The 24,140-nt window shown below is 65.1% G+C and carries 24 protein-coding genes and 1 pseudogene; 8 read left to right on the forward strand and 17 right to left on the reverse strand.

The genetic code is table 11. The features are described from left to right. Positions 1-20: 20 nt before the first annotated feature. From HV744_RS23095 to HV744_RS23120, 6 genes are all read right to left on the reverse strand, one after another. Positions 21-974, reverse strand: a complete 954-nt coding sequence (locus HV744_RS23095; RefSeq protein ID WP_175151718.1) for a 3-hydroxyacyl-CoA dehydrogenase family protein — start codon at positions 972-974, stop codon at positions 21-23. A 109-nt stretch (positions 975-1,083) separates the two neighbouring features. Continuing rightward, positions 1,084-1,386, reverse strand: a complete 303-nt coding sequence (locus HV744_RS23100; protein WP_175151719.1) for a hypothetical protein — start codon at positions 1,384-1,386, stop codon at positions 1,084-1,086. 217 nt (positions 1,387-1,603) lie between these two features. Further along, positions 1,604-1,753 (reverse strand): hypothetical protein, encoded by a 150-nt coding sequence (locus HV744_RS23105; protein ID WP_175151720.1) that lies wholly within the window; start codon positions 1,751-1,753, stop codon positions 1,604-1,606. 67 nt (positions 1,754-1,820) lie between these two features. Next, positions 1,821-1,979 (reverse strand): hypothetical protein, encoded by a 159-nt coding sequence (locus HV744_RS23110; protein ID WP_175151721.1) that lies wholly within the window; start codon positions 1,977-1,979, stop codon positions 1,821-1,823. A 191-nt stretch (positions 1,980-2,170) separates the two neighbouring features. Beyond that, positions 2,171-2,479: a hypothetical protein gene (locus tag HV744_RS23115; RefSeq protein ID WP_175151722.1), complete on the reverse strand. Its 309-nt coding sequence runs from the start codon at positions 2,477-2,479 to the stop codon at positions 2,171-2,173. A 70-nt stretch (positions 2,480-2,549) separates the two neighbouring features. Beyond that, positions 2,550-3,911, reverse strand: a complete 1,362-nt coding sequence (locus HV744_RS23120; RefSeq protein ID WP_175151723.1) for a hypothetical protein — start codon at positions 3,909-3,911, stop codon at positions 2,550-2,552. A gap of 412 nt (positions 3,912-4,323) precedes the next feature. Between HV744_RS23120 and HV744_RS23125 the strand changes: the two genes are divergently transcribed. From HV744_RS23125 to HV744_RS23135, 3 genes are all read left to right on the forward strand, one after another. Continuing rightward, on the forward strand, positions 4,324-5,433 hold the full coding sequence (locus HV744_RS23125; RefSeq protein WP_175151790.1) for an AGE family epimerase/isomerase: 1,110 nt from the start codon (positions 4,324-4,326) through the stop codon (positions 5,431-5,433). A 68-nt stretch (positions 5,434-5,501) separates the two neighbouring features. Further along, positions 5,502-6,347: an HNH endonuclease gene (locus HV744_RS37515; RefSeq protein ID WP_246279154.1), complete on the forward strand. Its 846-nt coding sequence runs from the start codon at positions 5,502-5,504 to the stop codon at positions 6,345-6,347. 104 nt (positions 6,348-6,451) lie between these two features. Then, positions 6,452-6,655, forward strand: coding sequence for a cold-shock protein (locus tag HV744_RS23135; protein WP_007178724.1), 204 nt, complete (start codon positions 6,452-6,454; stop codon positions 6,653-6,655). Between the two features lie 112 nt (positions 6,656-6,767). Here HV744_RS23135 and HV744_RS23140 read toward each other — a convergent pair whose 3' ends face one another. After that, on the reverse strand, positions 6,768-8,390 hold the full coding sequence (locus tag HV744_RS23140) for a methyl-accepting chemotaxis protein (RefSeq protein ID WP_175151724.1): 1,623 nt from the start codon (positions 8,388-8,390) through the stop codon (positions 6,768-6,770). 267 nt (positions 8,391-8,657) lie between these two features. Between HV744_RS23140 and HV744_RS23145 the strand changes: the two genes are divergently transcribed. The 3 genes and pseudogenes from HV744_RS23145 to HV744_RS23155 all read left to right on the forward strand — a co-directional run bounded on the left by HV744_RS23145 (position 8,658) and on the right by HV744_RS23155 (position 10,705). After that, entirely contained in the window at positions 8,658-9,092 is a 435-nt protein-coding gene (locus HV744_RS23145) for a PaaI family thioesterase (RefSeq protein WP_175151725.1), read from the forward strand. A 66-nt stretch (positions 9,093-9,158) separates the two neighbouring features. Beyond that, a pseudogene (locus HV744_RS23150) lies at positions 9,159-9,296 on the forward strand (ArsR/SmtB family transcription factor); the annotation flags it as partial. Between the two features lie 56 nt (positions 9,297-9,352). Continuing rightward, complete coding sequence (locus HV744_RS23155; protein WP_175151726.1) at positions 9,353-10,705, forward strand: pyridoxal phosphate-dependent decarboxylase family protein; 1,353 nt, start codon at positions 9,353-9,355, stop codon at positions 10,703-10,705. A 105-nt stretch (positions 10,706-10,810) separates the two neighbouring features. On the opposite strand, the gene HV744_RS23160 is transcribed toward HV744_RS23155, so the two are convergent. The 9 genes from HV744_RS23160 to HV744_RS23200 all read right to left on the reverse strand — a co-directional run bounded on the left by HV744_RS23160 (position 10,811) and on the right by HV744_RS23200 (position 19,755). Continuing rightward, positions 10,811-11,659, reverse strand: a complete 849-nt coding sequence (locus tag HV744_RS23160; protein ID WP_175151727.1) for an ureidoglycolate lyase — start codon at positions 11,657-11,659, stop codon at positions 10,811-10,813. Positions 11,660-11,722: 63 nt separating this feature from the next. Next, the gene (locus HV744_RS23165) at positions 11,723-12,466 is read right to left on the reverse strand and encodes an SDR family oxidoreductase (protein WP_175151728.1); all 744 of its coding nucleotides are present in this window, start codon (positions 12,464-12,466) and stop codon (positions 11,723-11,725) included. A gap of 54 nt (positions 12,467-12,520) precedes the next feature. Next, positions 12,521-13,351, reverse strand: a complete 831-nt coding sequence (locus tag HV744_RS23170; RefSeq protein ID WP_175151729.1) for an amidohydrolase family protein — start codon at positions 13,349-13,351, stop codon at positions 12,521-12,523. Between the two features lie 7 nt (positions 13,352-13,358). After that, positions 13,359-14,399: an aldo/keto reductase gene (locus HV744_RS23175; RefSeq protein WP_175151730.1), complete on the reverse strand. Its 1,041-nt coding sequence runs from the start codon at positions 14,397-14,399 to the stop codon at positions 13,359-13,361. A gap of 109 nt (positions 14,400-14,508) precedes the next feature. Then, a complete protein-coding gene (locus tag HV744_RS23180; protein ID WP_175151731.1) occupies positions 14,509-15,819 on the reverse strand; it encodes a UxaA family hydrolase in 1,311 nt (436 codons plus the stop codon). A gap of 62 nt (positions 15,820-15,881) precedes the next feature. Further along, a complete protein-coding gene (locus HV744_RS23185) occupies positions 15,882-16,208 on the reverse strand; it encodes a UxaA family hydrolase (RefSeq protein WP_175151732.1) in 327 nt (108 codons plus the stop codon). A 25-nt stretch (positions 16,209-16,233) separates the two neighbouring features. Next, positions 16,234-17,289: an ABC transporter permease gene (locus HV744_RS23190; protein WP_175151733.1), complete on the reverse strand. Its 1,056-nt coding sequence runs from the start codon at positions 17,287-17,289 to the stop codon at positions 16,234-16,236. After that, positions 17,279-18,802 carry a sugar ABC transporter ATP-binding protein gene (locus HV744_RS23195; protein WP_175151734.1) on the reverse strand — a complete coding sequence of 508 codons (1,524 nt, stop codon included), beginning with the start codon at positions 18,800-18,802 and terminating at the stop codon, positions 17,279-17,281. Before HV744_RS23195 ends, HV744_RS23190 begins: the two co-directional genes overlap by 11 nt. Continuing rightward, positions 18,799-19,755: a sugar ABC transporter substrate-binding protein gene (locus HV744_RS23200; RefSeq protein WP_246279162.1), complete on the reverse strand. Its 957-nt coding sequence runs from the start codon at positions 19,753-19,755 to the stop codon at positions 18,799-18,801. Before HV744_RS23200 ends, HV744_RS23195 begins: the two co-directional genes overlap by 4 nt. A gap of 374 nt (positions 19,756-20,129) precedes the next feature. Here HV744_RS23200 and HV744_RS23205 point away from each other — a divergent pair, with 374 nt between their 5' ends. Both HV744_RS23205 and HV744_RS23210 read left to right on the forward strand, forming a co-directional pair. Further along, the gene (locus HV744_RS23205) at positions 20,130-20,918 is read left to right on the forward strand and encodes an IclR family transcriptional regulator (RefSeq protein WP_175151736.1); all 789 of its coding nucleotides are present in this window, start codon (positions 20,130-20,132) and stop codon (positions 20,916-20,918) included. Positions 20,919-21,048: 130 nt separating this feature from the next. Continuing rightward, positions 21,049-21,594 (forward strand): hypothetical protein, encoded by a 546-nt coding sequence (locus tag HV744_RS23210; protein ID WP_175151737.1) that lies wholly within the window; start codon positions 21,049-21,051, stop codon positions 21,592-21,594. Between the two features lie 24 nt (positions 21,595-21,618). Here HV744_RS23210 and HV744_RS23215 read toward each other — a convergent pair whose 3' ends face one another. Continuing rightward, complete coding sequence (locus tag HV744_RS23215) at positions 21,619-24,087, reverse strand: bifunctional acetate--CoA ligase family protein/GNAT family N-acetyltransferase (protein WP_175151738.1); 2,469 nt, start codon at positions 24,085-24,087, stop codon at positions 21,619-21,621. Positions 24,088-24,140: the final 53 nt, after the last annotated feature.

The following is a 24,140-nucleotide window of genomic DNA, read 5'->3' on the forward strand; positions in this document are numbered from 1 at the left end:
TGCACCTTCAGTCGCCTGGATCAGCCGCGGCTGATCACGCGTTTGCGTCCTTCCTTGACCTGCGCCAGATGCGCGTCGTCCCATTCATAGAAGCCCGCGCCGCTGCGCACGCCGACACGCCCCGCTTCGACCTGCTGACGCAGCAGCTCCAGCACGTCTTCATCTTTGGCGAGTTCCGGCATCAGATGCGTGGAGATGTCGAGAAAGGTGTCGAGCCCGCCCATGTCCGCGCCTTCGAGCGGTCCGACGATCCCCCAACGGCGTCCAAGGGATGCCTTCATGACCCGGTCGACCACATCCGGCGTCGCCGCACCGGAGCGTACGATGTTCAACGCCTCGCGTAGCACCGCGAACTGCAAGCGGTTGCCGACGAAACCCGGAATCGCCTTCGCCAGCACCACCGGCTCCATGCCGATCGCGCTCATCAGCGCGACGGTCTGCTGCGTGACGTCCGGCGCGGTCGCGGTGCCCGGCACGACTTCGACGAGCGGAATCATGTGTGGCGGGTTCCAGAAATGCGCGATCAGGAAGCGCTCTTTCGCGCGCAGCGGCGCCACCAGCTGATCGGGCGGGAAACCGCTGGTGTTGCTCGCGAGAATCGCGTCGTCGGCCAGCAGCCCAGTCAGCGCCGCATACAGGCGGTGCTTCAGTTCAAGCACCTCGGGAATCGCCTCGATCACGAATTGCGCGGACGCCATCACGTCGAGTTGCGCATGGGTCTCGATGCGCGCAAGCGCCGCCCGTTTGGCCGCCTGGTCGATACGTCCGGCGTCGATCAATTCGTCCAGCACTGCTTCCGCTTTTGACGCAACGCTCGCGAGACGCGACGGGTCGACGTCGTGGACGATCGTCCTGTGTCCGTGCAATGCGCTTTGCGTCGCAATGCCGACGCCCATCAACCCCGTGCCCACTACGCCTATCGTTGTTTTCCCCACGCCGCTCTCCTGCTGCCGTCGATAAAAGCGTTCAAGCATAGCGCAGCGCGCCTTTTCGCAAGCCCGAACGTGACAAAGCCGGTCTTCCGCGAGGAAGGACCGGCTTTGTGGACTTCATGCCGCGGCGGGCGGCGCCGTCATGCACGCATCAATAGCGGTGCTGCGGCTCACGGTGGTCGTCGTGACGGTGCGGATCGCGATCGTGCGGGTGATTGCGCATCCACTCGTCATGATCCCAGTAGCGGTGGCCGTCGTAGTAACGGTCGCCATGCCAGCCGATATTGATCGACACACCCACCGGCATCATGTGCGGCTGACCATAAACCGCCGGGCCGTGGCCGTTCTCGACGATCACCCGTTGCTGGGCGAAGGCACTGCCGGCAGCGAGCAACGCGCCGCCTGCGAGCAGAGTTGCGATGATCGAACGCGATGTCTTGTTAAAGGTTTTCATAGTGATCTCCCATCAAAGTTTGTTTCAAGCCAGCGTCCGTGTTCGTTCGACCTTCGAACTCCGATTTCGGACTCGAACCGGACGCCGTACGCTTGAGACCAACTTTAGCGGCGCAAACCGCGCGAAGACGTGAGCACTTGTAAGCGGGCATTTCAGAGATGGTGCCGGATGACGGGGCCGCGTTTTCGCGCTCGACGCCCGTCTACAAAGCCATGCGTCACGGATCGGCCGCGATACGCGTCGGCATGATGTCAGGCGCCGTTACATTCATTTCGTCGGGGAAATATTTGGCAAGGCGATACCGTCGCCCGAACCGCCCAAAACAAAAAGCCACGGTACGCGTTTCGCGAACAGTGGCTTCAATCATGCTTTGCGCACCTGAAGTGCGCGCCCATTGCGCGGTGCTCCGCGCTCTGGACAGTACAACGTGGCTTTTAGTCGGTCAGCTTGAGGCCGAACAACGTAGCTTGGGCTTTGCGCACGCGCTCCGATTCGCGGCTACGCGCTTCGTACGAATAGTCCGAATCCATCGGCAGATGGGGCGACGCAAAGAGGTCGCTGACCTTTTGGAACAGTGCAAAAATGAAGCTCATGGCGACTCCCGGTTGGTGACTGCATTTGCTAGGGTTTTCCCTTAAGACAGAGTATAGGGTTTTCCCTAGTTAAAAGCTAGTGCAATGCAGCAATTTTTCGGTGGATGTGATGTCGCGGCAGCTTCTTGTAGTGGTGCGCTGCACCACTACAACGTCCCTCTTTTCAGAATCCTGGGGTCAAAAGCCTTCGGCTATTGCAGAGTGGTCGATACGGACTTCCGGCTCCGCACCGGTTTCGCGCTCGTTGACGCTTTGCGCGGATTGACAACGGCAGCGTCGAGCGCGCCGGCTGCGGCGCTGTCCGCACGCAAGAGTGTTGCGCTATTCACGGACACGATCAGGCCCGGCAGCGTTCGCGCGGGATTGTCTTGCGGTTTGACGGACGCTCCCGTCGCCGAAAACTCGATATTCAACGCCCAGTGGCCTTCGTGGATGCCCTGATCGCGCAGGAGTGCGCCCAGTAGTTCCTCGATGGAAGATTTGTGCTCGCTAGTCGGCATGGTGGCTCCCGTCAGAAGATGCGCTGGCGTATCCGGTCCGGCTTATCGCCGGCGCGGCGGTGACTGGCGATCAGTCCGGATTCACCGTTTTCACCCTATGCCCGTGCAGCGCTCGTGCGGCGCGCCTGCCATGAGCCAGCGTCGCGGCAGCTTGCTGTGCCGCAGCGGGCACCGTCGCAGCCGTCGCAGACGCGGCATTGGCCGCCGCCGCGTTGGCCATCGCGATGTGCGTGTCGAGCAAACTGGCCATGGCCGCCTGCTGGCTCTGCATCATCTGTTCAATGCGGTGCTGCTGGGCCGTGGTCTCGCGCGTCAGACGCATCAGGAGCAGCGTCTGCGTGATGCCGATCGCAACCGTGACCAGCAGCGCGCCCACCACGATCGACAACATCCATTTCATGCGGCGCGAATGATCGGTCGCGGCGCGGCGCTGATCGGCGATCACGCCATATAACGCATCGACGGTATCGGCAAAGGCGGTTGCCCGCGCGCGATCGAGTTCCGGCGCGACTCGCAGCGCGGCCGCTGCCGCTGCCGCCTCTGCGCGCTGCGCTTCCCGCCAAGGCGCGGCGAACGCGGCGTTAGCCTCGGCGGACGCGGATGCATTGGCCAACGGCTGCGCACCCGGCTTGAGCCCGGCAGACCTGGCAGATTCGGCCGACTCAGCAGGCGCAGCGCCCGCCTCCTCCAAAGCGCCATCGGCCCGCTTGCTCACCACTTCGACCTCAGCCGCGGCCGCGTCCCGCGAAGCGGTCGCCGCCTTCGCGAAAGTCGCGGCAAAGCGCTGCGGCGGCTTGCCGCCGGAGTTCGACGCAACCGCGGAGTCGGTCGTCGCAGCGCCCGGTTCGGCCGCCTGACGCAGCGCGGTCACGCTGCGCGCGACGCTCGCCGCCGCCATCGCCGGCGTGAGCGGCGCGGCCGAATCGCGCACCGATGCCGTCGGCTTCCCGTCGGCGGCCACTTCCGCCGCGGGCTTCGCGTCCGCCAAAGCCCTTTCTTCGGCAACCGGCGAAGCCATCGGCGTCAACGGCTCGATTTCGAGCCCGCTCAATTGCGCGCTGACCGGCGCCGGCTCATCGGCCCTGGCGGTGCGAGGGGCACGGCGCGCAGCCTTCGCGTCCGCCGCCATGCCGTCGCCGGCATCGATTGCGCCGACCGCCGCCAGCACCACATCGGGCAATTCGAAGCCATCCAGCGTGCCTTGCCGGATATCGATGTTCATCGCTTCCAGCGTGGCGCGGGTGGGGTCGTCGGGGAACAGGTCGAGCGTGCTGTCGTCGCGCGGCGCGCCGCTCAGTTGCGCGAGCCGTTGTGCCGAGCGCGCGGCGCGCGCCAGCTTGTTTTCGGTTTCGGTCGAGACGGTGGCCTGGCGCCGCTTCTTCGAAGCGGCGCGCTGTGGCCGGGATTGCCTGGATGCTACGGAATCTGCCATAGAGAAAAAAGCGGTCGTCGCCACAAAGCGGGCGCCGAGCACCGCTCGTCAATGCCATTGGAATTTTTCGAGACCGCATTGTCGCATGGTCGCCCGCACCTGCCGAAGCCATTCGCCGAGGATTTTCCGTTTTTAAGATGACGCCTCGTCAGAAATTATTCGAAGGGTTTTCCGCGCCTGCGCGGGCGTGTCAGCGGCACCCGTTTGCTTTATGCTAAGCCGCACGCCGCCGCGCGGGTTGCATCGACAGCGGCAGCGCGCAATTGCCGACGCAAATGCCGCGCCCGCTGTGTGCAAACCGGGTAGCATCCGGACTCGCCAGCGTGTTTGCCGGCCACTGCACCGCGCCGCCGCTCAAGCTACGGACCTGGTCCGAGGACGCTTCGAGATCCCGCGCTTGACCAATTGGACTATGCCGAGCATGAACCTTCCCGCCGCTTCGACGATCGCCCTCGCCTCCGCACTGCGCGATCACTTCACGGGCGTGGTGCTGCCCATCTGGCGCGGACCGGGTTTCAACACTGCGCTGAAGCTGCCCTACGAAGCGGTCAGCGCCGAGGACCACAGCCCGCTGCCCGCCGAACGTTACCGGGCGATGGCCTGCGCGCGGCAATTATTCGTGTTCTCGCAAGCCGGCGACGCGGAGCATGCAAACGTGCTGTTCGACTCGCTGCGGCACACCTTTCAGGACACGGTCCACGGCGGATGGTTCTATAGCGTGGACGCGCACGGCGCGCCGCTCGACACCACCAAAGACCTGTACACGCACGCGTTCGTCGTGTTCGCGTGCGCGGAATACGGCCGGCATTCCGGCAATCGCGACGCGCTGAAGCTCGTGCATAACACGTCGGCGCTGATCCAGTCGCACTTCGCGACCGCCGGCGATCTGTTCAACGCGGCACTGTCCGCGGACTTCGGCAGCGTCACCGGCACGCCGATCCAGAATCCGCTGATGCACCTGACCGAAGCCTGGCTGGCCGCGTGCGAAGCCACGCGCGACAACGTCTTCGGCGCCGCCTTGCGGCGTCTGGCCGGGGCCGTCGCGCATCACTTCGTGCATGAGCCGACCGGCTGCATCGCCGAATTGCCGATCGGCGCGAGCGCCAACTGGCTGGAACCCGGCCACCAGTTCGAGTGGTTCTGGCTGGTCAGGCAGGCGGGCGCCCAGTTCGAAGGAACCGGCCTCGCCGAAGCGCTGACGCGCGCGTTCGCCTTCGCGCAGCAATACGGCGTGGACCGTGGCACCGGCGGGGTGTGCGCATCGCTCGACGAAACCGGCAACATTAAGGACGCCACTCAGCGGATCTGGGCGCAAACGGAATATCTGCGTGCATTGGCCTGCCACCACGAACCGGCTGCGCTTGCCGCGCTGCCACGGCAGATCGAGCTGTTCCAGCAGCGCTTTTTGCATCCGCAAGGCTGGTTCGAGTGCAAGACGCCGGCTGGCGACGTCGCACGCGCCGACATGCCGTCCACGACGCCCTATCACCTCGCCACCGCCTACGCCGCGTTGCCGGCCTGAGCGGCGTCGATCAGCGATCAGCGATCAGCCACGCGGCGCGCGGCCGTCGGCAACCGCCTATCCCGGCCATGGCCAAGAAGCTCGCTGAACCCTGGTATCAAGCGCCGTCGGCGGAGGAAATCTGCCCGCTATGCGGCCGGCCGATCCCGGCGAGCCAGCGCGACCTGCACCATTGGGTGCCGAAGACGAAAGGCGGCAAGAAAGTCGCCGCGTTGCACCGCATCTGCCACCGCCAGCTCCACGCGCTGTTTTCGGAAACCGAACTGGCGCAGCGCTATTCGACGGTCGACGCGCGGCTCACCGACGAGGCGGTACGCACCTTCGTCCGCTGGGTCCGCACCAAGCCGAATCATTTTTACGAGCGCAGCCGCCGCAGCGCGAGGAAAGGCCGAGGGCCAACTGGCGAAGCAATGATGAAGGGCGCGACCGGTCGCGAGGCCGGCTGGATGCCGACGGCGAGCTCAAAAACGGGGGCCGGCACAAAAGCCAAACCAAACCCAACCCAAGGCCGACCGCCCGGTCGATCAATACGCTGCGCGCTGCCAGGGTCCCCAACCGGCGTCGGAAGATTTAAAGCGCATATAAGTTGCGCTTTGTCCGGTGGGAATGTCCGATGTGTCGCCGAGCGGCTTCTGATCGGTTGTGTGAAGGGCGAAAGCCTGGCGGTCTTCGGTATTGACGGTGATGCGGCCGACCGGGTCCGGGGCGCCTTCTTGAGGGGATTTAGACTCCAATATCGCGAGATAGGGGGTCAAACGACTCCAGAACGACGTGAGTTCTTCTTGCAAATAATGTGTCAATGTTTTTCCTGGAAAAGTAATACAAGCAGCTTACCCTACCGGCCGGAACAGCCTTCCAAGTGCTTTCCGGAGCCTCAAAAAGGCCGAAGCGGGGAATACCCGGATACGGGTTGATTGGCGTCCTTCATAAAGACGTGATACAACTCTCACTTCGCGCTCGATCTCGTGTTGAGAAATAGCGGGCGCGAATGCAACACACAACATTTACTGGATCAAAAATGGCAACAGGTACTGTGAAGTGGTTTAACGATGCAAAGGGCTTTGGCTTCATCACGCCGGACGACGGCGGCGAAGATCTGTTCGCGCACTTTTCGGAAGTTCAAGGCAGCGGCTTCAAGTCCCTGCAGGAAAACCAGAAAGTGACGTTCGAAGTTAAGCAAGGCCCGAAGGGCAAGCAGGCTGCAAACATCCAGCCGGCCTAAGTACTTCAGGTACTTTGAGGCACCCTTAGGCGCTTGCGTCTGATGCAAAATGGCCCGCTTTCGCGGGCCATTTTCTTTGGAAAAATGCCTTCTTTTTAAGCGCTTGCCTGGTTTAAATTGCGCGCATTTCGGATCCGCCTGATTCCGCAAGCGGCCCGCGCATTTCATCGAGTTGTTGCGTACGCAACACAGTTTCAGAAATTTCGAACACGGATACGGCCTGCTTCAATTGCTGCGTCTGTTGATGCAGCGAAGCCGCCGCGGCTGCCGCCTGTTCGACGAGCGCCGCGTTCTGCTGCGTCATCTCGTCCATCTGCAGCACCGCCTGGTTCACCTGCTCGATGCCCGTGCTCTGCTCGAGCGACGACGCGCTGATTTCCGCCATCATCTGCGTGACGCGCGAAATCGATGCGGACACGTTGCGCATCGCTTCGCCGGCATGCTCGACCAGCGTCGAACCGTCCTGAATCTCCGCGACCGATTCGCTGATCAAGGTCTTGATCTCCTTCGCCGACTGCGCGCTACGCTGCGCGAGGCCTCGCACTTCGCCGGCCACGACCGCGAAGCCGCGCCCCTGCTCGCCCGCGCGCGCCGCTTCGACGGCCGCGTTCAGCGCGAGGATGTTGGTCTGGAACGCGATGCCGTCGATCACCGAAATGATTTCGGCGATCTTGTCCGAGCTCTGCGCAATGCCGCGCATCTTGTCGACCACCTCGTTGACCACTTCGCTGCCGCGCGACGTCGCGTCGAGCGCGGTCTCGGCGAGCGCATTGGCTTCGCGGGCGTGATCGGCGTTCCGGCGCACCGTGGCCGTCAGTTCTTCCATGCTCGACGCGGTTTCTTCGAGCGAAGCCGCCTGGTTTTCGGTGCGCGCCGACAGATCGGCGTTGCCGGTCGCTATTTCATCGGCGCCGAGGTGGATCGAGTCGGCGGATTCACGCACGGACTGCACGGTGCGCGCCACGCTCGCCTGCATTTTTGCGAGACCTGAGAACAGCCGGCCGATTTCGTTGGTGCCGCGCGCGGCGATCGGCCGGTCGAGGCGTCCTTGCGCGATGCGGTCGAAGTGGCGGCCCGCTTCCTCCAGCGGCGCCACCACGCCCCGGCGCAGCGCCGCGTAGACCGCGAACGTGCCGGCCACCAGCGCCAGCAGGATCACGATGCTGACGACGCGAAAGGTCGCCATGCGCTCATCGATCGAATCGAGCGATGCACGGATCGCCGCGGCGCCGAATTGCACGAAGTTGTGCGACTCGGCGAGGTAGGCGTCCTGCAGCGACTGGGTCGGCTGATCGAGGAAGGCCTGGATGTTGTTCGAGTCGAGAAACTGCACGAGTTCGGCGAGCGCGTCGTGCAGCTTTTTGTAGCGCCCGGCGAGCGCCGTCGCGCGGGCGCTGTTTTCGTCGCTGGTCTTCTGCGCGCTCATGAACGCACCGAACGACTGATCCGCAGCCGTCAGCTGTTCGCGCGCGTGCTGCACGATGTCCGCCGGCTCCGCGCCGCCGCGCACCATGCGCGTCCCGGCGCGCGACAGGTTGATGCGCGCATCCATCAGCCGCTGGGTTGTTTCGTTGACCGCGTCCACCTGCTTCAACGCAATATTCGACAGATCGCCCACATCGTCATGGGTGCGGGTGAGCGACCAGAAGCCCAGACCCACCGTGACAAGCTGGAATACACAAAACGCGGCCAGAACAGACAACAGGCCGGATGCGACCTTGATCTTGCTGAACATCGTGAACACCTGAAAGCAAAGAATGACGGGAAGCTACCTCAGAGTTAACGGCAGGCTCGCGCTTAGCTTGAGGTCAATTTCATCAAAAATCGGCTTAATACGCTTTTCATCGGCCAACGTCATTATTGGGATTTTTTCGCGCAACAATGCGCCGCACATTTTTCCGATTCACCTTGACGCACTGCATCCACGCTTCCTAGAGTGGGTAGGACTGCACAACACAGGCCAGTGCAGATGCCACCACGGGCGTTGCCCGAAGGAATCACGATGACCGACCTCCTCGACCGGGCGCGCGGCGCACTGCATGCCCAGCCGTTCAGCATGCTGCTAGGCGCAGAGTTGATGCACACGGGCACCAGCGAACTCACACTGAGCTTGCCGATCCGCGACGAGTTGCGGCAGCAGCATGGCTTCGTGCACGGCGGGGTCATCAGCTATCTCGCCGACAATGCGCTGACGTTCGCCGGCGCGCTGTCTCTCGGGCCGAAAGTCGTGACCGGCGAATACAAGATCAACTATCTGCGTCCTGCGGTAAACGGGACGTTGATCGCGCGCGCGAAGGTCGTCTTTGTGGGCCAGCATCAGGCGACCTGCCAGTGCAACGTGTATGTGATGGACGGCAACCGCGAAAAGCTCGTCGCGGTCGCGCAAGGCACGGTCAACCGCATTCGCGAAAACGGCGAACACGAACCAGCGGGTTGACGGCAGCGCTTCGAAACCGATCGCACCGCACTGAAGGCGGTTGCCCATGGTTTGTCATTTGGCACGCCCGCCAGCACCACGCGCCACATGCGCATCCTCGCCGACGCGGGACTCGTGCGCGCGCAGCGGATCGGCAAATTCACCTGCTACAAGCGCATCGACGCCGAATTGCGCAAGCTCGGCCGCGACCTCGCCAATCTCTGAACGCGCCGGTCTCCGGACCACGGCGCCATCAATCGCTCGACACTCTGAGGAACCCCATGGACGAACTCGCCCTCGCCGCCGACGCGGACCAGCGCGCGCACGCTTACCTCGCCGGCATCGGCAAGCGCCGGGTGTTTCCGGACGCGGCCGCGCTCGCGCAACTCGCCGCCTTCGACGAAGCCTTGCCGCAGCATGGCCACGCCCCCGCCGACGTGCTGCGCCTGCTCGACGAACGCGGCTCGCCGGGCACGGTGGCGTCGAACGATCCGCGCTACTACGGCTTCGTGATCGGAGCGGTGCTGCCGGCCGCTGCGGCGGCCGAGCGTCTGATGGGCGCGTGGGATCAGTGCGCATCGACCTTCGACAACTCGCCGGCCGCCGCCACCATCGAGAAGATCGCGGCGCGCTGGGTGCTCGACGCGCTCGATCTGCCGCGTGATGCAGCGGTCGGCTTCGGCACCAGCGCGACGGCTTGCACGCTCGTTTGTATCGCGGCGGCACGACGTGCGCTGCTGGAGCGCAAGGGTTGGGATTTCGACAACGACGGCCTGGATGGCGCGCCGCCGCTGCGCGTCGTGATCTCCGAGATGGCCCACATCACGGTGAAGAAGGCATTGCGTGTGCTCGGCTTCGGCATGAAGCGCGTGATCGCCGCGCCTGTCGACGAGCATGGCCGTATCGATCCCGCGCAGTTGCCGCCCCTCGACGATATGACGATCTTCTGCGTGCAAGCCGGCGAAGTGAACACGGGCGAGTTCGACCCGTTCGCCGCCTTGATACCGCGCGCCAAAGCGACAGGCGCGTGGGTCCACGTAGATGGCGCGTTCGGCCTGTGGGCGCGGGCGTCGTCGAAGCGGGCGCTGACGGACGGCATCGACGGCGCCGACAGCTGGACCACCGACGGCCACAAATGGCTCAACACGCCCTATGACGGCGCGATGGCGATCTGCCGCGATGCCCGGGCGATGTCGGCGGCGATGAACAGCGACGCGGTCTATTTGAGCGGCGCCCACGACGCGCAGAAGAACCTGACGCTGGAGTTCTCGCGCCGTCCACGCGGCATTCCGATCTGGGCGGCGTTGCGTTCGCTCGGACGCAGCGGCGTGCGGGAGATGGTCGACCGGCATTGCGCGCAAGCCGAGCGGATCGCCGACGGCTTGCGTGCCGCGGGTTTCGAAGTACTGAATCGCGTCGTGCTGAATCAGGTGCTGGTGCGGGCCAAGACCGACGCGCAAACGGTCGCGGTTCGTGAAGCGGCCCAGGCATCCGGCGAAACGTGGTTCGGCGGCACGGTCTGGCAAGGACGGCCCGCGTTTCGCATCAGCGTGTCGTCGTGGCGTACGCAAGACGAACACGTCGATCAACTGGTCGCGCTGCTCGCACGGTTGCTCGCGGACCGAGGCGCCTGAACGATCAGGACGGCGGCTCAACCCAACTAAAAAGGCCGTTCCCGCATCGCGCAGGAACGGCCTTTTACATCGGCAACGCGTTTCAGCCGCGCGCGTAGGCGCGTGTTACTCCGCCGCGTAAGTCTTCTGCGTCTGCTCGCCGAGACCTTCGATACCCAGACGGATCGTCTGACCCGGCTTCAGGAACACCGGATTCGGCTTCACGCCCATGCCGACGCCCGGCGGCGTGCCGGTCGAGATCACGTCGCCCGGTTGCAGGCTCATGCACTGCGACACATACGAGACCAGCTTCGCGACGCCGAACACCATCGTCTTCGTGTTGCCGTTCTGATAACGGTGGCCGTCCACTTCGAGCCACAAGCTCAGGTTCTGCGGATCGGCGACTTCATCGCGCGTGACGACCCACGGGCCGATCGGGCCGAACGTGTCGAAGCCCTTGCCCTTGTCCCACGTGCCGCCGCGTTCGATCTGCCATTCGCGTTCCGACACGTCGTTGATCACGCAGTAACCGGCGACGTAATCGAGCGCGTTGGCTTCGTCGATATATTTCGCCGGCCTGCCGATCACCACGCCCAGTTCGACTTCCCAGTCGGTCTTCTTCGAGCCGCGCGGAATTTCGACGTCGTCGTTCGGGCCGCAAATCGCGCTCGTCCACTTGTTGAAGATGACCGGCTCGGACGGCACCGGCAGGTTCGATTCCGCCGCGTGGTCCGCGTAATTCAGCCCGATGCAGATGAACTTGCCGATCTTGCCGACGCACGGACCCATGCGCGGATTACCTTCGACCAACGGCAGCGAAGCCGGGTCGAGCGCGCGCAGTTTGGCGAGACCTTCAGCGGTCAGCGCGGCGCCGTCGATATCGCCGACCACCTTGGACAGATCGCGAAGCTTGCCTTGCGCGTCCAGCATACCCGGCTTTTCCTGGCCTTTCGGCCCATAACGAAGCAGTTTCATCGTGGTACTTCCCTTTACGTTCAGCAGTATTCGGTTCGTGGGTCGATTCGTAAGCGGCGTGCGTCAGTTCGACCAGCCGCCGTCGATCACATGTGCCTGGCCGGTGGTAAACGACGATTCGTCGGACGCGAGATACAGCGCCAACGCGGCGATCTCTTCCGGCTTGCCGACGCGGCCCATCGGCTGACGCGCGACGAACGCCGCCTGCACGGCGTCCACCGTCGCGCCTTGCGCCTGAGCCTGCGCGGCGATCCGCTGTTCGAGCGACGGCGAAGACACCGTGCCCGGGCAGATCGCGTTACAGCGTACACCACGTGTGACGAAGTCCGCAGCAACGGCCTTGGTCAGCCCGATCACCGCGGCCTTCGAAGCGCCATAGGCAAAGCGGTTCGGCACACCCTTCACGCTCGACGCCGCCGACGACATGTTGATGATCGAGCCGCCGCCTTTCTCGAGCATCGCCGGCAGGAACGCGCGGATCATGCGGTACATCGCCTTCGCGTTAAGGTCGAACGCGAAATCCCAGTCCTCTTCACTGCATTCGAGAATCGAGCCAGCGTGCACGAAGCCCGCGCAGTTGAACAGCACGTCGATCGCGCCGATCTCGGCGGCCAGCGCGTTGATCGCCACGTTGTCGCGCACGTCGAGCTTGCGCGCATCGACCGGCTTGCCGGCCAGTCCGTCGATGCGGATGTCCGTGGCGATCACGCGCGCGCCTTCGCGTGCGAAGAGTTCCGCGGTGGCGAGACCGATGCCTTGTCCTGCCGCGCTGATCAGGGCCGTTTTGCCGGCCAGTCTTTGTGTCATCTACGACTCCAGTTGAATGGGCTGCTCGTGTCCTGCTGACGCTTCCAGAAAAAATCAGAGCCGGTAAAACGCGGCGGCGTTGTCGCCGAAAACGGCTTCGCGCTCGGCGTCGCTCAACGACGCGAGCAAGGTGGTCGCCACCGAATGCCAGAGCAGGTAGTCGCCGTTCAGATCGAGCACCGGCCAGTCGCTGCCCCACATCAGGCGCGCCGGACCGAACGACGTCAGCAGATGCTCGACATACGGACGCAGCGTGTCCTCGGTCCAGCCGGGCGATGCCTCGGTGGCGAGGCCCGACAGCTTGCAATGCACTTGCGGCAGAGCGGCGAGGCGCGTGATCGCATCGGCCCAGCTCTGATAGCCCGCGCGGCCGTAACGGATCGGCGGCTTCGCGCCATGATCGACGACGATGCGCAGCGCGGGAAAACGTGTGGCGAAGGTTTCGACATGCTCGACGTGACGCGCGTAAATCAACGCGTCGAACGCGAGATCGTGCGCGATCAGCGCTTCGATTGCCGGTGCGAGATCGGGGTTCGCGATCCATGTGTCGTCCGGCAGATCCTGGAGCATCGGCCGTACGCCCTTGAACTTCGGCTCGCTCGCCAGCGCCTCGATCACGGCCGGTGCCGTGGGCAACAGCAAGGGCACCCAGCCGACCACGCCCGCAATCGACGGCTCATGCCGCGCGAGGTCCAGCAGGTAACGTGTTTCGTCGATGGACGGCGCCGCCTGCACCACCACTGTACGCTCGATGCCCGCTCTCTCGCGCAACGGCTCGAGATTCGCCGGGCCGAACGGCCGGTACAGGATCTTCAGCTCCGGCGTGAGCCACTCATAGTCGCCTCGCGCGGGGTCCCAGTAGTGCTGATGGGCGTCGATCGGCATCGTCGAATCAATCCTCTGGCGCGGGCGCGCGCGGGTCGAGCAAGCCTGCGTCGCGCAACGCGGACCACAAGCCCGCGGGGATCGGCTGCTCGAACGACGCGACGTTCTCACGCAATTCGTCGGCGCTGCGCGCGCCGGTCAACACGGTGGCGACTGCCGGATGCGCATACGGAAACTGCAACGCGGCGGCGGGCAGCGGCACGCCATGCGCACGGCACACCGCCTCCAGCCGCGCGACGCGCTCGATCACTTCGCGCGGCGCTGCGCCGTAGTTGAATTTCAGATCGCCCGCGACGCCGCGCGCCAGAATGCCCGAGTTGAACGCGCCGCCTAACAGGATGCTGACGCCGCGCGCTTCGCAGGCCGGCAGCAGGTCGTCGAGCGTGGTCTGTTCGAGGAGCGTATAACGGCCCGCAAGCAACGCGCAATCGATATCGAACTCGGCCATCGCGTCGAGTATCACCGCGCCTTCGTTGACGCCGAGTCCGACCGCCTTGATCGCGCCCGACGAGCGCAACCTGTCCAGCGCGCGGAAGCCGCCGCCTTCGGTCAGTTGCCGCCAGTAGTGGGGGTGCTGGTCGCCGTGCGTGACACGGCCGATATCGTGCACCAGCAGAATGTCGATCTCGACGATGCCCATGCGCTGCTGACTGTCTTCGAACGACCGCAGGATGCCGTCGTGCGTATAGTCGTAGATCGCTTCGAAAGGCAGCGGGTTTTGCCAGCCTTCGCGGTCGTCGAAGGGTGTGGTGCGCGGCACGAAGCGGCGGCCCACTTTGGTCGACAGCACATAGTCGCCGCGCGGATAGCGGCGCAACGCGTCGCCCAGCCGATGCTCGGCCTTGGTGTTGCCGTAATGCGGCGCGGTGTCGAAGTAACGCACGCCGGCGTCCCACGCGGCGGCGATGGTCGCGTGGGCCTCCTCATCGGACAGATCGCGGTACAGGCCACCCAAAGGCGCCGTGCCGAGACCCAATCCGCTCACCTGCAACGTGCCGCGGCCGATGCGGCGCCGCTGCCCGATCTTCGAAGCGATCATGGCCGTCATTGAGCGCGTCTCCTGATTTTTTGTGTTTTTACCATGTACGGATGCGATTTGCCCACCGCGCTCGCGGCCTGTTTGCCGCGAGCGTGAACGGTGCGCCCGATGGGTCCGCTCAATGCGGCTCGATCGCGACGACCCGTTGCGCGGGCGCGGCGCTCGACGGCAAGCACGCGGGCCCGACCGGCTCGAACGTTTTGTAGGTCAGGATGAATTCCTGATGACCAAGCGTTTCCGATTTCGACGCCGCGCCGCGCGACACCGCGACCGTTTGCCCGAACACTTCGCGGCCCACTTCGTCGAGCGTGCCGCGGCCTTCGAGAATACGGCCGGCATCGACGTCCATGTCGCCGGCTAGATTGCGATACGTCGACGGGTTCGCGCACACCTTGATCACCGGCGAGATCGCCGAGCCGACCACCGAACCGCGCCCGGTCGTGAACAGGATCACGTGCGCGCCGCAAGCGATCAGTTCGCCGATTTCCGCATTGTCGCTGATATTCGGAAAGCCGAAGCGCGGTTCGCCGTCCGGCACGACGTCGAGCAGATAGAGGCCGCCGGTCGGCGGAATGTCGCCGGGTTTGACAATGCCGACAATCGGCGACGCCCCGCTTTTCGCATACGCGCCCAGCGATTTCTCTTCCTGCGTGGTGAGCCCGCCGTCCGCGTTGCCGACCGCGAAGCTGCCGTGCCCGAGAGTCGAGTAATAGCGCGCCGCCTTCGCGACGCACGCAACGATTTCGTCGCCGAGGTCCGGGCGCGCCGCGCGCGTCTTCATATGGAATTCGCAGCCCACCAGCTCGCCGGTTTCCTCGAAGATGCAGGTCGCGCCCGCGTCGATCAGATGATCGAACGCGCGGCCCACGGCCGGGTTCGCGGTGATGCCGCTGGTGCCGTCGGAGCCGCCGCAAATCGTGCCGACCACCAGTTCGCTCAGCGCCATCGGCACTTTGCGTTGCGCGGCGAGTTGCGCGCGCGCGCCGCGAATCCAGTCGACGCCGTATTGAATCGTGCTGCGCGTGCCGCCCTTTTCCTGGATCGTCAGGACTTCGACAGGACGGCCGCTGGCACGCACCACGTCCACCAGGTAGTGCTTGTTCATGCTCTCGCAACCGAGCGACACGAACAGCACCGCGCCCACGTTCGGATGCGTGGTGAGCCGTTCGAGCATCTTTTCCGCGTAGCCGTTCGGATAGCAGCCGGGAAAGCCGATCAGATGCACCGGCGGCTCGCATTCGGCGCGAGGATCGTCGAACGCGTCGAGCGGCGCGCGAAACTGCGTGACGATCTCGCGCGCCACGTGATGCGCGCATTCGACCAGATAGGCCACCGCGACCACATTGCGGATACCCTTGCGGCCGTCGCTGCGCAGATAGCCTTGCAGCATCGTTTGCTGCGCGGCGGTTGCTAAGAAAGTGTCAGTCATGGATGATCGTTCCAGCGGTTTCAGCGGTTGCAGAGGCATAGGGCCGCGTGATGGTGCGCGTGTCAGTGATGGACGAACTCGTGACCCGCGTCGTGCGTATAGGTCGGCAGGTAGTCGCTTTCGAGGTTGTGCGTATGCAGATGCGCGCCGCGCTCGACCGCCTCGGTCACGTGGCCGATCACCGCGCCGTAGCGCAACACCTTGTCGTCTTTCGCGAGTTCATGGCGCGCCACCTTGTGACCGAGTTCGATGGTTCGGGTCAGCGTGACGCGCTCGCCTTCGATCTCCACCTGCGTGCCCGCGTCGAGCCGCGCCGCCGCGATCAGGCAGTTGTCGGCGGGACTGAGCAGAATCAGACGCGGGTCGGTTGGCAATGGACGGCTGGTCAAAAGAGTTCTCCGTAGTGCGTGCGCATTAGTTCTGGCCTTCGCCGCTGGCAAGCCGCGCCACCATCAGCGAGCCGAGAATGATCGCGCCATAGATCGCCTGAATCCAGAACGACGGCACCTGGGCGAGCGTCAGCAGGTTCTGCACGACGCCGAGCAGCAGCACGCCGGAGAGCGCGCCGAGCATCGTGCCCTTGCCGCCGTCGAGCGAGATGCCGCCGATCACCGCGGCCGCGAACACCGTGAAGATCATGCCGTTGCCCTGATTCGCGTTGATCGCGCCGACATAGCCGGTCACGATCAGGCCGCCCAGCGACGCCAGCATGCTGCCGAGCACGAACACGCCCCACGTGATGCGCTCGACGCGAATCCCCGCCGCGCGCGCCGCTTCCGGATTGCCGCCGATCGCATACAACGCGCGGCCCAAGCGGTGATAGCGCAACACGAACGCGGCGATTGCAAAGGCCGCCGCCGCGAGCCACACCGACAACGGCAAGCCGAACACGATGGTGGTGGCGAGCGTGAAGAACGACGCCGGCATATCGAACAACGTGCCGCCTTTGGTCGCGCCGACCAGCATGCCGCGCAACACGATCAGCATGGCCAGCGTGACGATGAACGCGTTCAGCCGCAAACGCACCACGAGAAAGCCGTTGATCAAACCGATCACCGCGCCCACCGCGACAATCGCGATCAGGCCGACCGCCGCCGGCCATTGCGTGCCGAAGCCCGCGGACGCCGCCGGCATCACCAGCATCGCGCCCACGGCGGGGGCAATGCCGACCGTCGATTCGAGCGACAAATCGAACTTGCCGGTCAGCACGATCAGCGATTCCGCGAGCACCACCAGCGCCAGTGCCGCCGATGCGCCCAGCACGCTGATCAGATTCGCCCGCGTCAGAAAGCTCGGGCTGACGAACGCGCCGATCACGATCAGCAATGCGAGCGCGGGCAGCAACGCCAGCTCGCGCAGGCGGACGAGTTCGGAGCGGGCGCGTTTGCCTCGCGACGCCGCTGCGGCGGGCTGCGGCTGCGCTTGAGCTTGCGCGGTGCCGAATGCGGGGCTGGGCACACTATTCTTCATGGAGACTGACTCCTTCAACGGATGCGATCAGGTCGTGGTCCTGCCAACCCGCGGAAAATTCGGCCGCGACACGGCCACGGAACATGACCAGCACACGGTCACAGATGCGCAGATCGTCGAGCTCGCCGGACACGACCAGCACAGCCTTGCCCTCTTCGCGCACGCGATCCACGACGGAGAGCAACGCTTCTTTCGATTTCACGTCGACGCCCGCGGTGGGGTCGATCAGCACGAGCACGTTGGGATCGGTAGCGAGCGCACGCGCCATCACCACCTTCTGCTGATTGCCGCCCGATAGACCGGACACGACATGCTCCGGACCTTGCGCAACGATGCCGAGCGCGTCGATCATCTTCTGGCCGAACGCGTTCTTCTTCGCGGGCGGCGCGATGCCGAACTTGCCGAGCATCCGCGCGATCGTCATCGACGCGTTTTCCGCGACCGATTGCGTGAGCACCAGCCCTTCGTGATGCCGGTCCTTCGGCACGCAGCCGATGCCGTGCGCCAATGCCGCCGGCACGTCAGCGGGCGGCAACGCTTTGCCGTCCACGCTGACCGTGCCGCGTTGCACCGCGCGCAAGCCGGCGATCGCTTCGGCGACGCTGGTGCGGCCGCTGCTCGTCGCGCCCGTCAGGCCGACGACTTCGCCGCGCTTGACGGTAAACGACACGCCTTCGTAATCGGAGCCGGCCAGTTCGTCGACCTGCAGCGCGATCGCGGTATCGGGGGGCAACGCGTCGCGCGCCGCCGCGTCGGCGACGTTCAGACCGCCGCGTTCGCCCGTCATCGCTTCGATCAACTGCGCGCGCGGCAACGCGGACACCGGCGCGCTGACGATATGCCGCGCGTCGCGCAGCACCGTCACCGCCTGACAAATCTCGTAGACTTCCTGAAGATGATGCGAGATGAACAGGAAGGTCACGCCTTCGCGCTGCAACTCGCTGATACGCCGAAACAGGCGCTTGATTTCGTCGCCGTCGAGCTGCGCGGTCGGTTCGTCGAGGATGATGAAGCGCGCGCCGTACGACAGCGCCCGCGCGATCTCCACCAGTTGCCGCGCTTCCACTGTCAGATCGCCGGCGCGCGCATCTTCACGCACGTCGATCTTCCAGTGATCGAGCAACGCGCGCGCGTCGCGGCGCATCGCTTGCCAATCGATCATGCCGCCGCGCACCGGCTGCCGGTTGATAAACAGATTCTCCGCGACGCTCAGGTCGCGGATGATCGTCGAATGCTGATAGACGCAAGCGACGCGCTCGCGCCACGCATCGCGATCCGCGATCGACGGCGCGAGCGCGCCGTTGAAACGCACCTCGCCGGTGTCGGGCTTGCGCAGGCCGGTGAGAATCGACACCAGCGTCGATTTACCCGCGCCATTGCGCCCGACGAGCGCATGCGACTCGCCGGGCACCACGCGGATGCTCACGTCTTTCAGCGCTGCCGTCGAGCCGAAGCGTTTGGTGACCTCGAACGCTTCGACGACCGCCGGCATGGAGGGCGTCAGCTCGCTCATTTGACCGTGTTGCCCCACAACGCCTTGTCGTCGACATTCGACTTCGTCACGAGCGGCGCGGGCAACTGGTCTTCGAGAATCCCCGGCGTCAGCTGGATGATGTTGCTGCCGTGATCGGTCGGGCCCGGCTTGAAGGTTTGCCCCGCCAACGCGGCCTTGATATAGAACAGGCCGTATTTCGCGTACGAATCGGCGGGCTGCGACACGGTTGCGTCGATGTCGCCACGGCGAATCGCGTCGAACTCCTGAGGAATGCCGTCGTTACTCACGATCACGACGTGCTTCGCATCGCCGGCGGGAAACAGCATCTGCTTGCGCCGCAAGGTTTGCAGCGTCGGCGACAGATAGACGCCGCCCGCCTGCATGTAGATCCCCTTTACGTCAGGATTCGCCGTCAGCAAGCTGTCGAGCGCGGTGGCCGCCACGTCGCCCTTCCAGGCCGCCGGAATTTCCAGCACCGACACACCCGGATAACCCTTCATACACGCGCGGAACGCTTCGGACCGGTCGCGCCCGTTCACCGATGCAAGGTCGCCCATGATCTGCACGACCTTGCCCGACGTCACGTGATCACCGATGTATTTGCACGCCTTCTCGCCGTACGCGCGATTGTCGGCACGCACGACCATCGCGACCTTGCCTTGCGTCGGCGCGACGTCCACGGCGACCACGGGCACGTTCCTGGCCGCGGCGGCGTCGAGCGCGCGGCTGATCGCCGCCGAATCCAGCGGGCCGACCACGATGCCTTTCGAACCGAGGTTCAGCAGATTGTTCATGTCGGTGATCTGCTGGGCGGGATCGCCATTCGAATTGACCGGCGCCAGGATGTCGAGGCTCATCTCCTTCGCGTATTTGGGCAAGTAGTTGTTGTACGACTGCCAGAACGGCGAGGTGAGCAGCGGCAGACCGAGGCCGATCTTGCCGGCGTCGGCGGCCTGCACGGTGCCGCTCATCGCGACGCCGGCGGCGCACGCAGCGGCCGCGAGAGTGAAGAATGATCGACGGAACAAACGGTGGGCCGCGTGCGGCCGGGTAGAGAACTTGACGAACGGCATGGGGGTTGTCTCCAGCTATGTGTTGTTGAACTACGTGAACCGGTCAACAGGCCGGCACTTCGTCCTGCGCTTTCTTATCGATTCATCGGGTATCGGCGTGCGCTCATTCACCAATGAACGTATTATTCATATACGGACTTTTCGAAGTCAAGAAATGTGCACTGCACCAAGCGTCCGTGTTTTCCCTGGACGGGTGCGCCTTGCCCAAGATTCGCGCCGCACTTACATTCATGCGCCAGATAATGAGAACTGCACACGGAACCTCGCCAACGATGGACGCAGACGACAAAGACGACGCCGACCGCTATCGCGCCCCCGCGCTCGACAAAGGTCTCGACATCCTGGAACTGCTCGCCGAGCAGAAGGAAGGGCTGACGCGCGCCGAAATCACCAAGCTGCTCGGACGCAATGCGAGCGAGATGTACCGGATGCTCGAACGGCTGGTCGCGCGGCAGTACGTGGTGCGCTCGACGGGAGGCGACCGCTATTCGCTGAGCCTGAAGCTGTATGCGCTCGCTCATCGTCATCCGCCGATGAACCGGCTGATCTCCGAAGCGCTGCCGCTGATGCAGCGCTTTGCCGATGCTGCCGAACAATCGTGTCACCTCGTGGTGTACGACCGCGGCAATCTGCTGGTGATCGCCCAGGTGGATGGGCCTGGTACGTGGGGCATGTCGGTGCGGCTCGGCTCGCGGGTCGGCCTGATCGATACCGGCTCGGGCCGCGTGATGCTCGCGTTTCAAAGCGTCGAGCAGCGTCGGCAGATGCTGGCCGAACACACCAAGGTGAAGGGCGAGGTCACGATCGACCGTGACGCGCTGGAGCATGCGTGCGAGCGGATTCGCGCGGCGGGTTTTTCGCAGAAGGACAGCCAGCAGACCTTCGGCGTGACCGACGTCACGTTTCCGATCCAGGGGCCGTCCGGCCAGGCGATTGCGGTGCTCACCTGCCCGTACCTGCGGCGTATCGACGAATACGTCGCGCCGACGCTCGAAGCGGCGACGGCCTTGCTGCGCGAAACGGTGCAGGCGCTGTCGATGTTCCGGGGGCACGCCGCCTGAACTGCGTTGCTAAAGAGCGGCACCATGCGGCGGTTCGTTGAAATTCGGCGTCTTGCGCGCATGGTTTAGAATGGCGACCCTCTCAAAATTACGCCGCATGGGTTCGCCCATGCGCGCCCATCGATAAGCAATGGCGAAACTTCTGACCGATTCCGAATTCCAGCGTTTTTCCGAACTCCAGCAGAGGCAGTCGAGCTTCACGATCACGCCCGCAGAAGCCGACGAACTGCGCGACATCGTCGCCCACGCGCAAAAGCGTCGCGACGACCGCGCCGCGGCGATGCAAAGCATCGAGACCTTCATCCAGCAATTCGACATCAGCCCGGACGAGCTGTTTTCGCCGGAGCAGATCGGCGAGGCCGCGCGCACTTACGGTCTGATTCCGGCCGCGAGGAAAGAGCGCGTGCTGCCGCCGTCGTTCACGCTCAACGGCAAGCCGTACCAGTGGACGACGCGCCCGCTGCCGGACGATATTCGCGTGCCGTTGTTCGATGCGTTCACGGCGGGTCAATCGGTGAAGTCGTTCATCGCGACGCTGAAGGATGCGAACCGGTGCGCGGCGACGATTGCGCGTCTCGAGCGTGAAACCGGCGCGGTGTATGCACAGGCGTGGCTCGAAGAATTGGCCGTGACCCGCACGCAAGTCGACGAAGCAGCGGCGAAGCTGCCGGCTTGAGGTAGCCGCTGAAGTTGTGTGCCGTCAGCTCCCTTGACGCGGCGCCTGGGCGCCAGGCTCGGCTGGTTCGTCGAGCGCCAGGCGAAAGCCGACCACACCCGGATCTTCGGTCCGCGTAATCGTGAAACCGCAGGCTTTGGCGAGCGCGATCATCGCGGTGTTTTCGCGCAGCGCCTCGCCGACCAGCCAGTGAGTGCCGCGCGCCCGCGCGTACTTGATGATCCGATCCATCAGCAACTGACCGAGGCGCCGGCCTTTCTGGTCCGAGCGCACCGTGACCGCGAATTCGGCGGTTTCGTTGTCGGGATCGGCAACGGCGCGCACCACGCCCAGCGTCCGCGTAAAACCCTCTTCGCTCGCGACCGTCGCGATCAGCGCCATTTCGCGGTCGTAGTCGATCTGCGTCATCCGCGCGAGTTGCGAGTGGTCGAAGCTCCCCACCGCGCCGAAAAAACGCAGACGCAAATCCTCGGGCGTCATCGACTCGACGAAGTCATGATGCGCGGCCTCGTCTTCCGGACGGATCGGCCGCACGGTTACCCGCAAGCCTTGCCAGTCGAGCGTCTCTTCGAAGCGGCGCGGATAAGGCACGATCGCGAGGCGGCTGCGCTGCGCGCCGAGCCTCAAGGTGGGATCGACCACCGTCACCTGATCGCTGTAGACCCTGAACGTCAGCGTGAGACCGACGATTTGCCTGACCTCGCAGACCGTCTGCGAGAGCGCCGTCAAGGCCGCCAGAGTCGGCTCGGGCGCGACCAGCCGCGCGTAGTACGAACGCGTGACGAGGTCGCGCGCGAGCACCGGATTGAGCGGCGGCAGGCCGTAGACGCGCAGCGCCTCGGACACGCCGTCAACCGATGGCACGGTGAAGTGGAACACGGGGCCGAAGTTATCGTCGTCGTGAAGCTCGATGGCGATGTCGACTACCGGCTTTCTGGACGGCTCGGCGTTGTCTTCTGTGCGGTCCGCGGCGGGCAGCGGTTTGGTCGGGGCTGCGTCAGGTGCTTGTGCCGTTGGCCGCCCCTGTGTTTCCACCGTCAACCCGAAACGCTCGAGAAACCGCGCCGCCGCTTCGCCAGTCAGTTCATGCTCACCCGCAGCCAGCGCCGCACAAGCCTGCGCCTGAGCCGCGTCGACCGTTTCGGGAATCTGCGCGGGCAATCCTTCCGGCGTTTGCATCAGCAGTTCACGGCCCATCCGGTAATCAACCAGACGAGCGAATGCTCGCGCGAGCCGCTGCGGCGTCGTATGAACCGGGATGCCCTGCGCGTGCAACGCGTCGCGCGTGGCGGCATCCAGCCCGCCGAAGAAACACGCGAGCAAGCCGCGATACGCGAAACGCTGGTTCGCAATCAGCGCCTGCGCGACCTCGCCGACCGGCGCGCCGTGTGTCGACGCATGGACCACAAACGCGGTGCCGGTGCTGCGATGCTCGGCGAGCAGTTTGAGCGCGGTGCCGAAATGCTCGGGACGCGCGTCATCGCCCAGTCGCAGCGGATTGCCGCCGACCGCGTGCGGCAGCGCCTGCAGCAACGCGTCCGAAGCTTCGGCGGGCCACGGCGCGAGCATGCCTCCGGCGGCGGCGAACGCGTCGCAGGCGAGCGTGGCGAGACCGCGGTCGCTGGTGATCAGCGTCGCCGTCGCGCCCGCCGCCACCCGGCCGACGCCGAGCGTTTCCACTTCGTCGAGCAGATCGTCGAGCGCATCGACGCGCACCATGCCCGCGCGCCGGAACGCGGCGGAGTAGAGCGCGTCGGCGGGATCGGCGCGCCCCGAGCGCAGCGCGAGCACCGGCTTGTTGCGCGCCGCCGCCCGCGCCGCTGACATGAACTTGCGCGCCGCGCGCACGCTATCGAGTTCGAGCAGAATGGCGCGCGTGCCGGGGTCGCTGGCGAGGTAGTCGAGCACGTCGCCGGCATCCACATCGGCCTCGTCGCCGAGCGCCACGGCATGCGAAAAACCGAGGCCGCGCGCGTGCGCCCAGCCGAGCACCGCATTGGTCAGCGCGTTCGACTGCGACACCCACGCGACGCCGCCCGCTTTGACCGTGCACGACGGCGCGCCCAGATGCGCGCGCAGCGCCGGCGACACCACGCCGAGACTGCCCGGCCCGACGATCCGCAGCAGATGCGGCCGCGCCGCCGACAGCGCGTGCCGCACCGCGAGCCGGTCGGCATCGCGGCGCACCTCGCCGACGATGATCGCCGCGCGCGTGCCCAACCCGCCGAGCTTATGGATGATCGCCGGCCACGTGTCGGGCGGCGTGCAAATCAGCGCGACGCTGGGCGCTTGCGGCAGATCGCCGGCGTCGCCGATCACCGCGTGGCCGCCGAGCGTTTTGTACTTCGGATTGACCGGCCACAGCGGGCCGCCGAAACCGCCTTCCAGCACGCGCGCCCACACCATCGCGCCGGTGCTGCCCGGCCGCTCGGAGGCGCCGATTACGGCGACGGATTTGGGTCGAAACAAGGCGTCGAGATTGCGTACGGTCACGGGCGCTCCGCAGAGTAAGAGAGACGAGCCGGGCTGGCGGCGAGGTGCGCGTC

Origin of the sequence: Paraburkholderia ultramafica (genome assembly GCF_902859915.1) — a bacterium.
Classification (GTDB): Bacteria; Pseudomonadota; Gammaproteobacteria; order Burkholderiales; family Burkholderiaceae; genus Paraburkholderia; species Paraburkholderia ultramafica.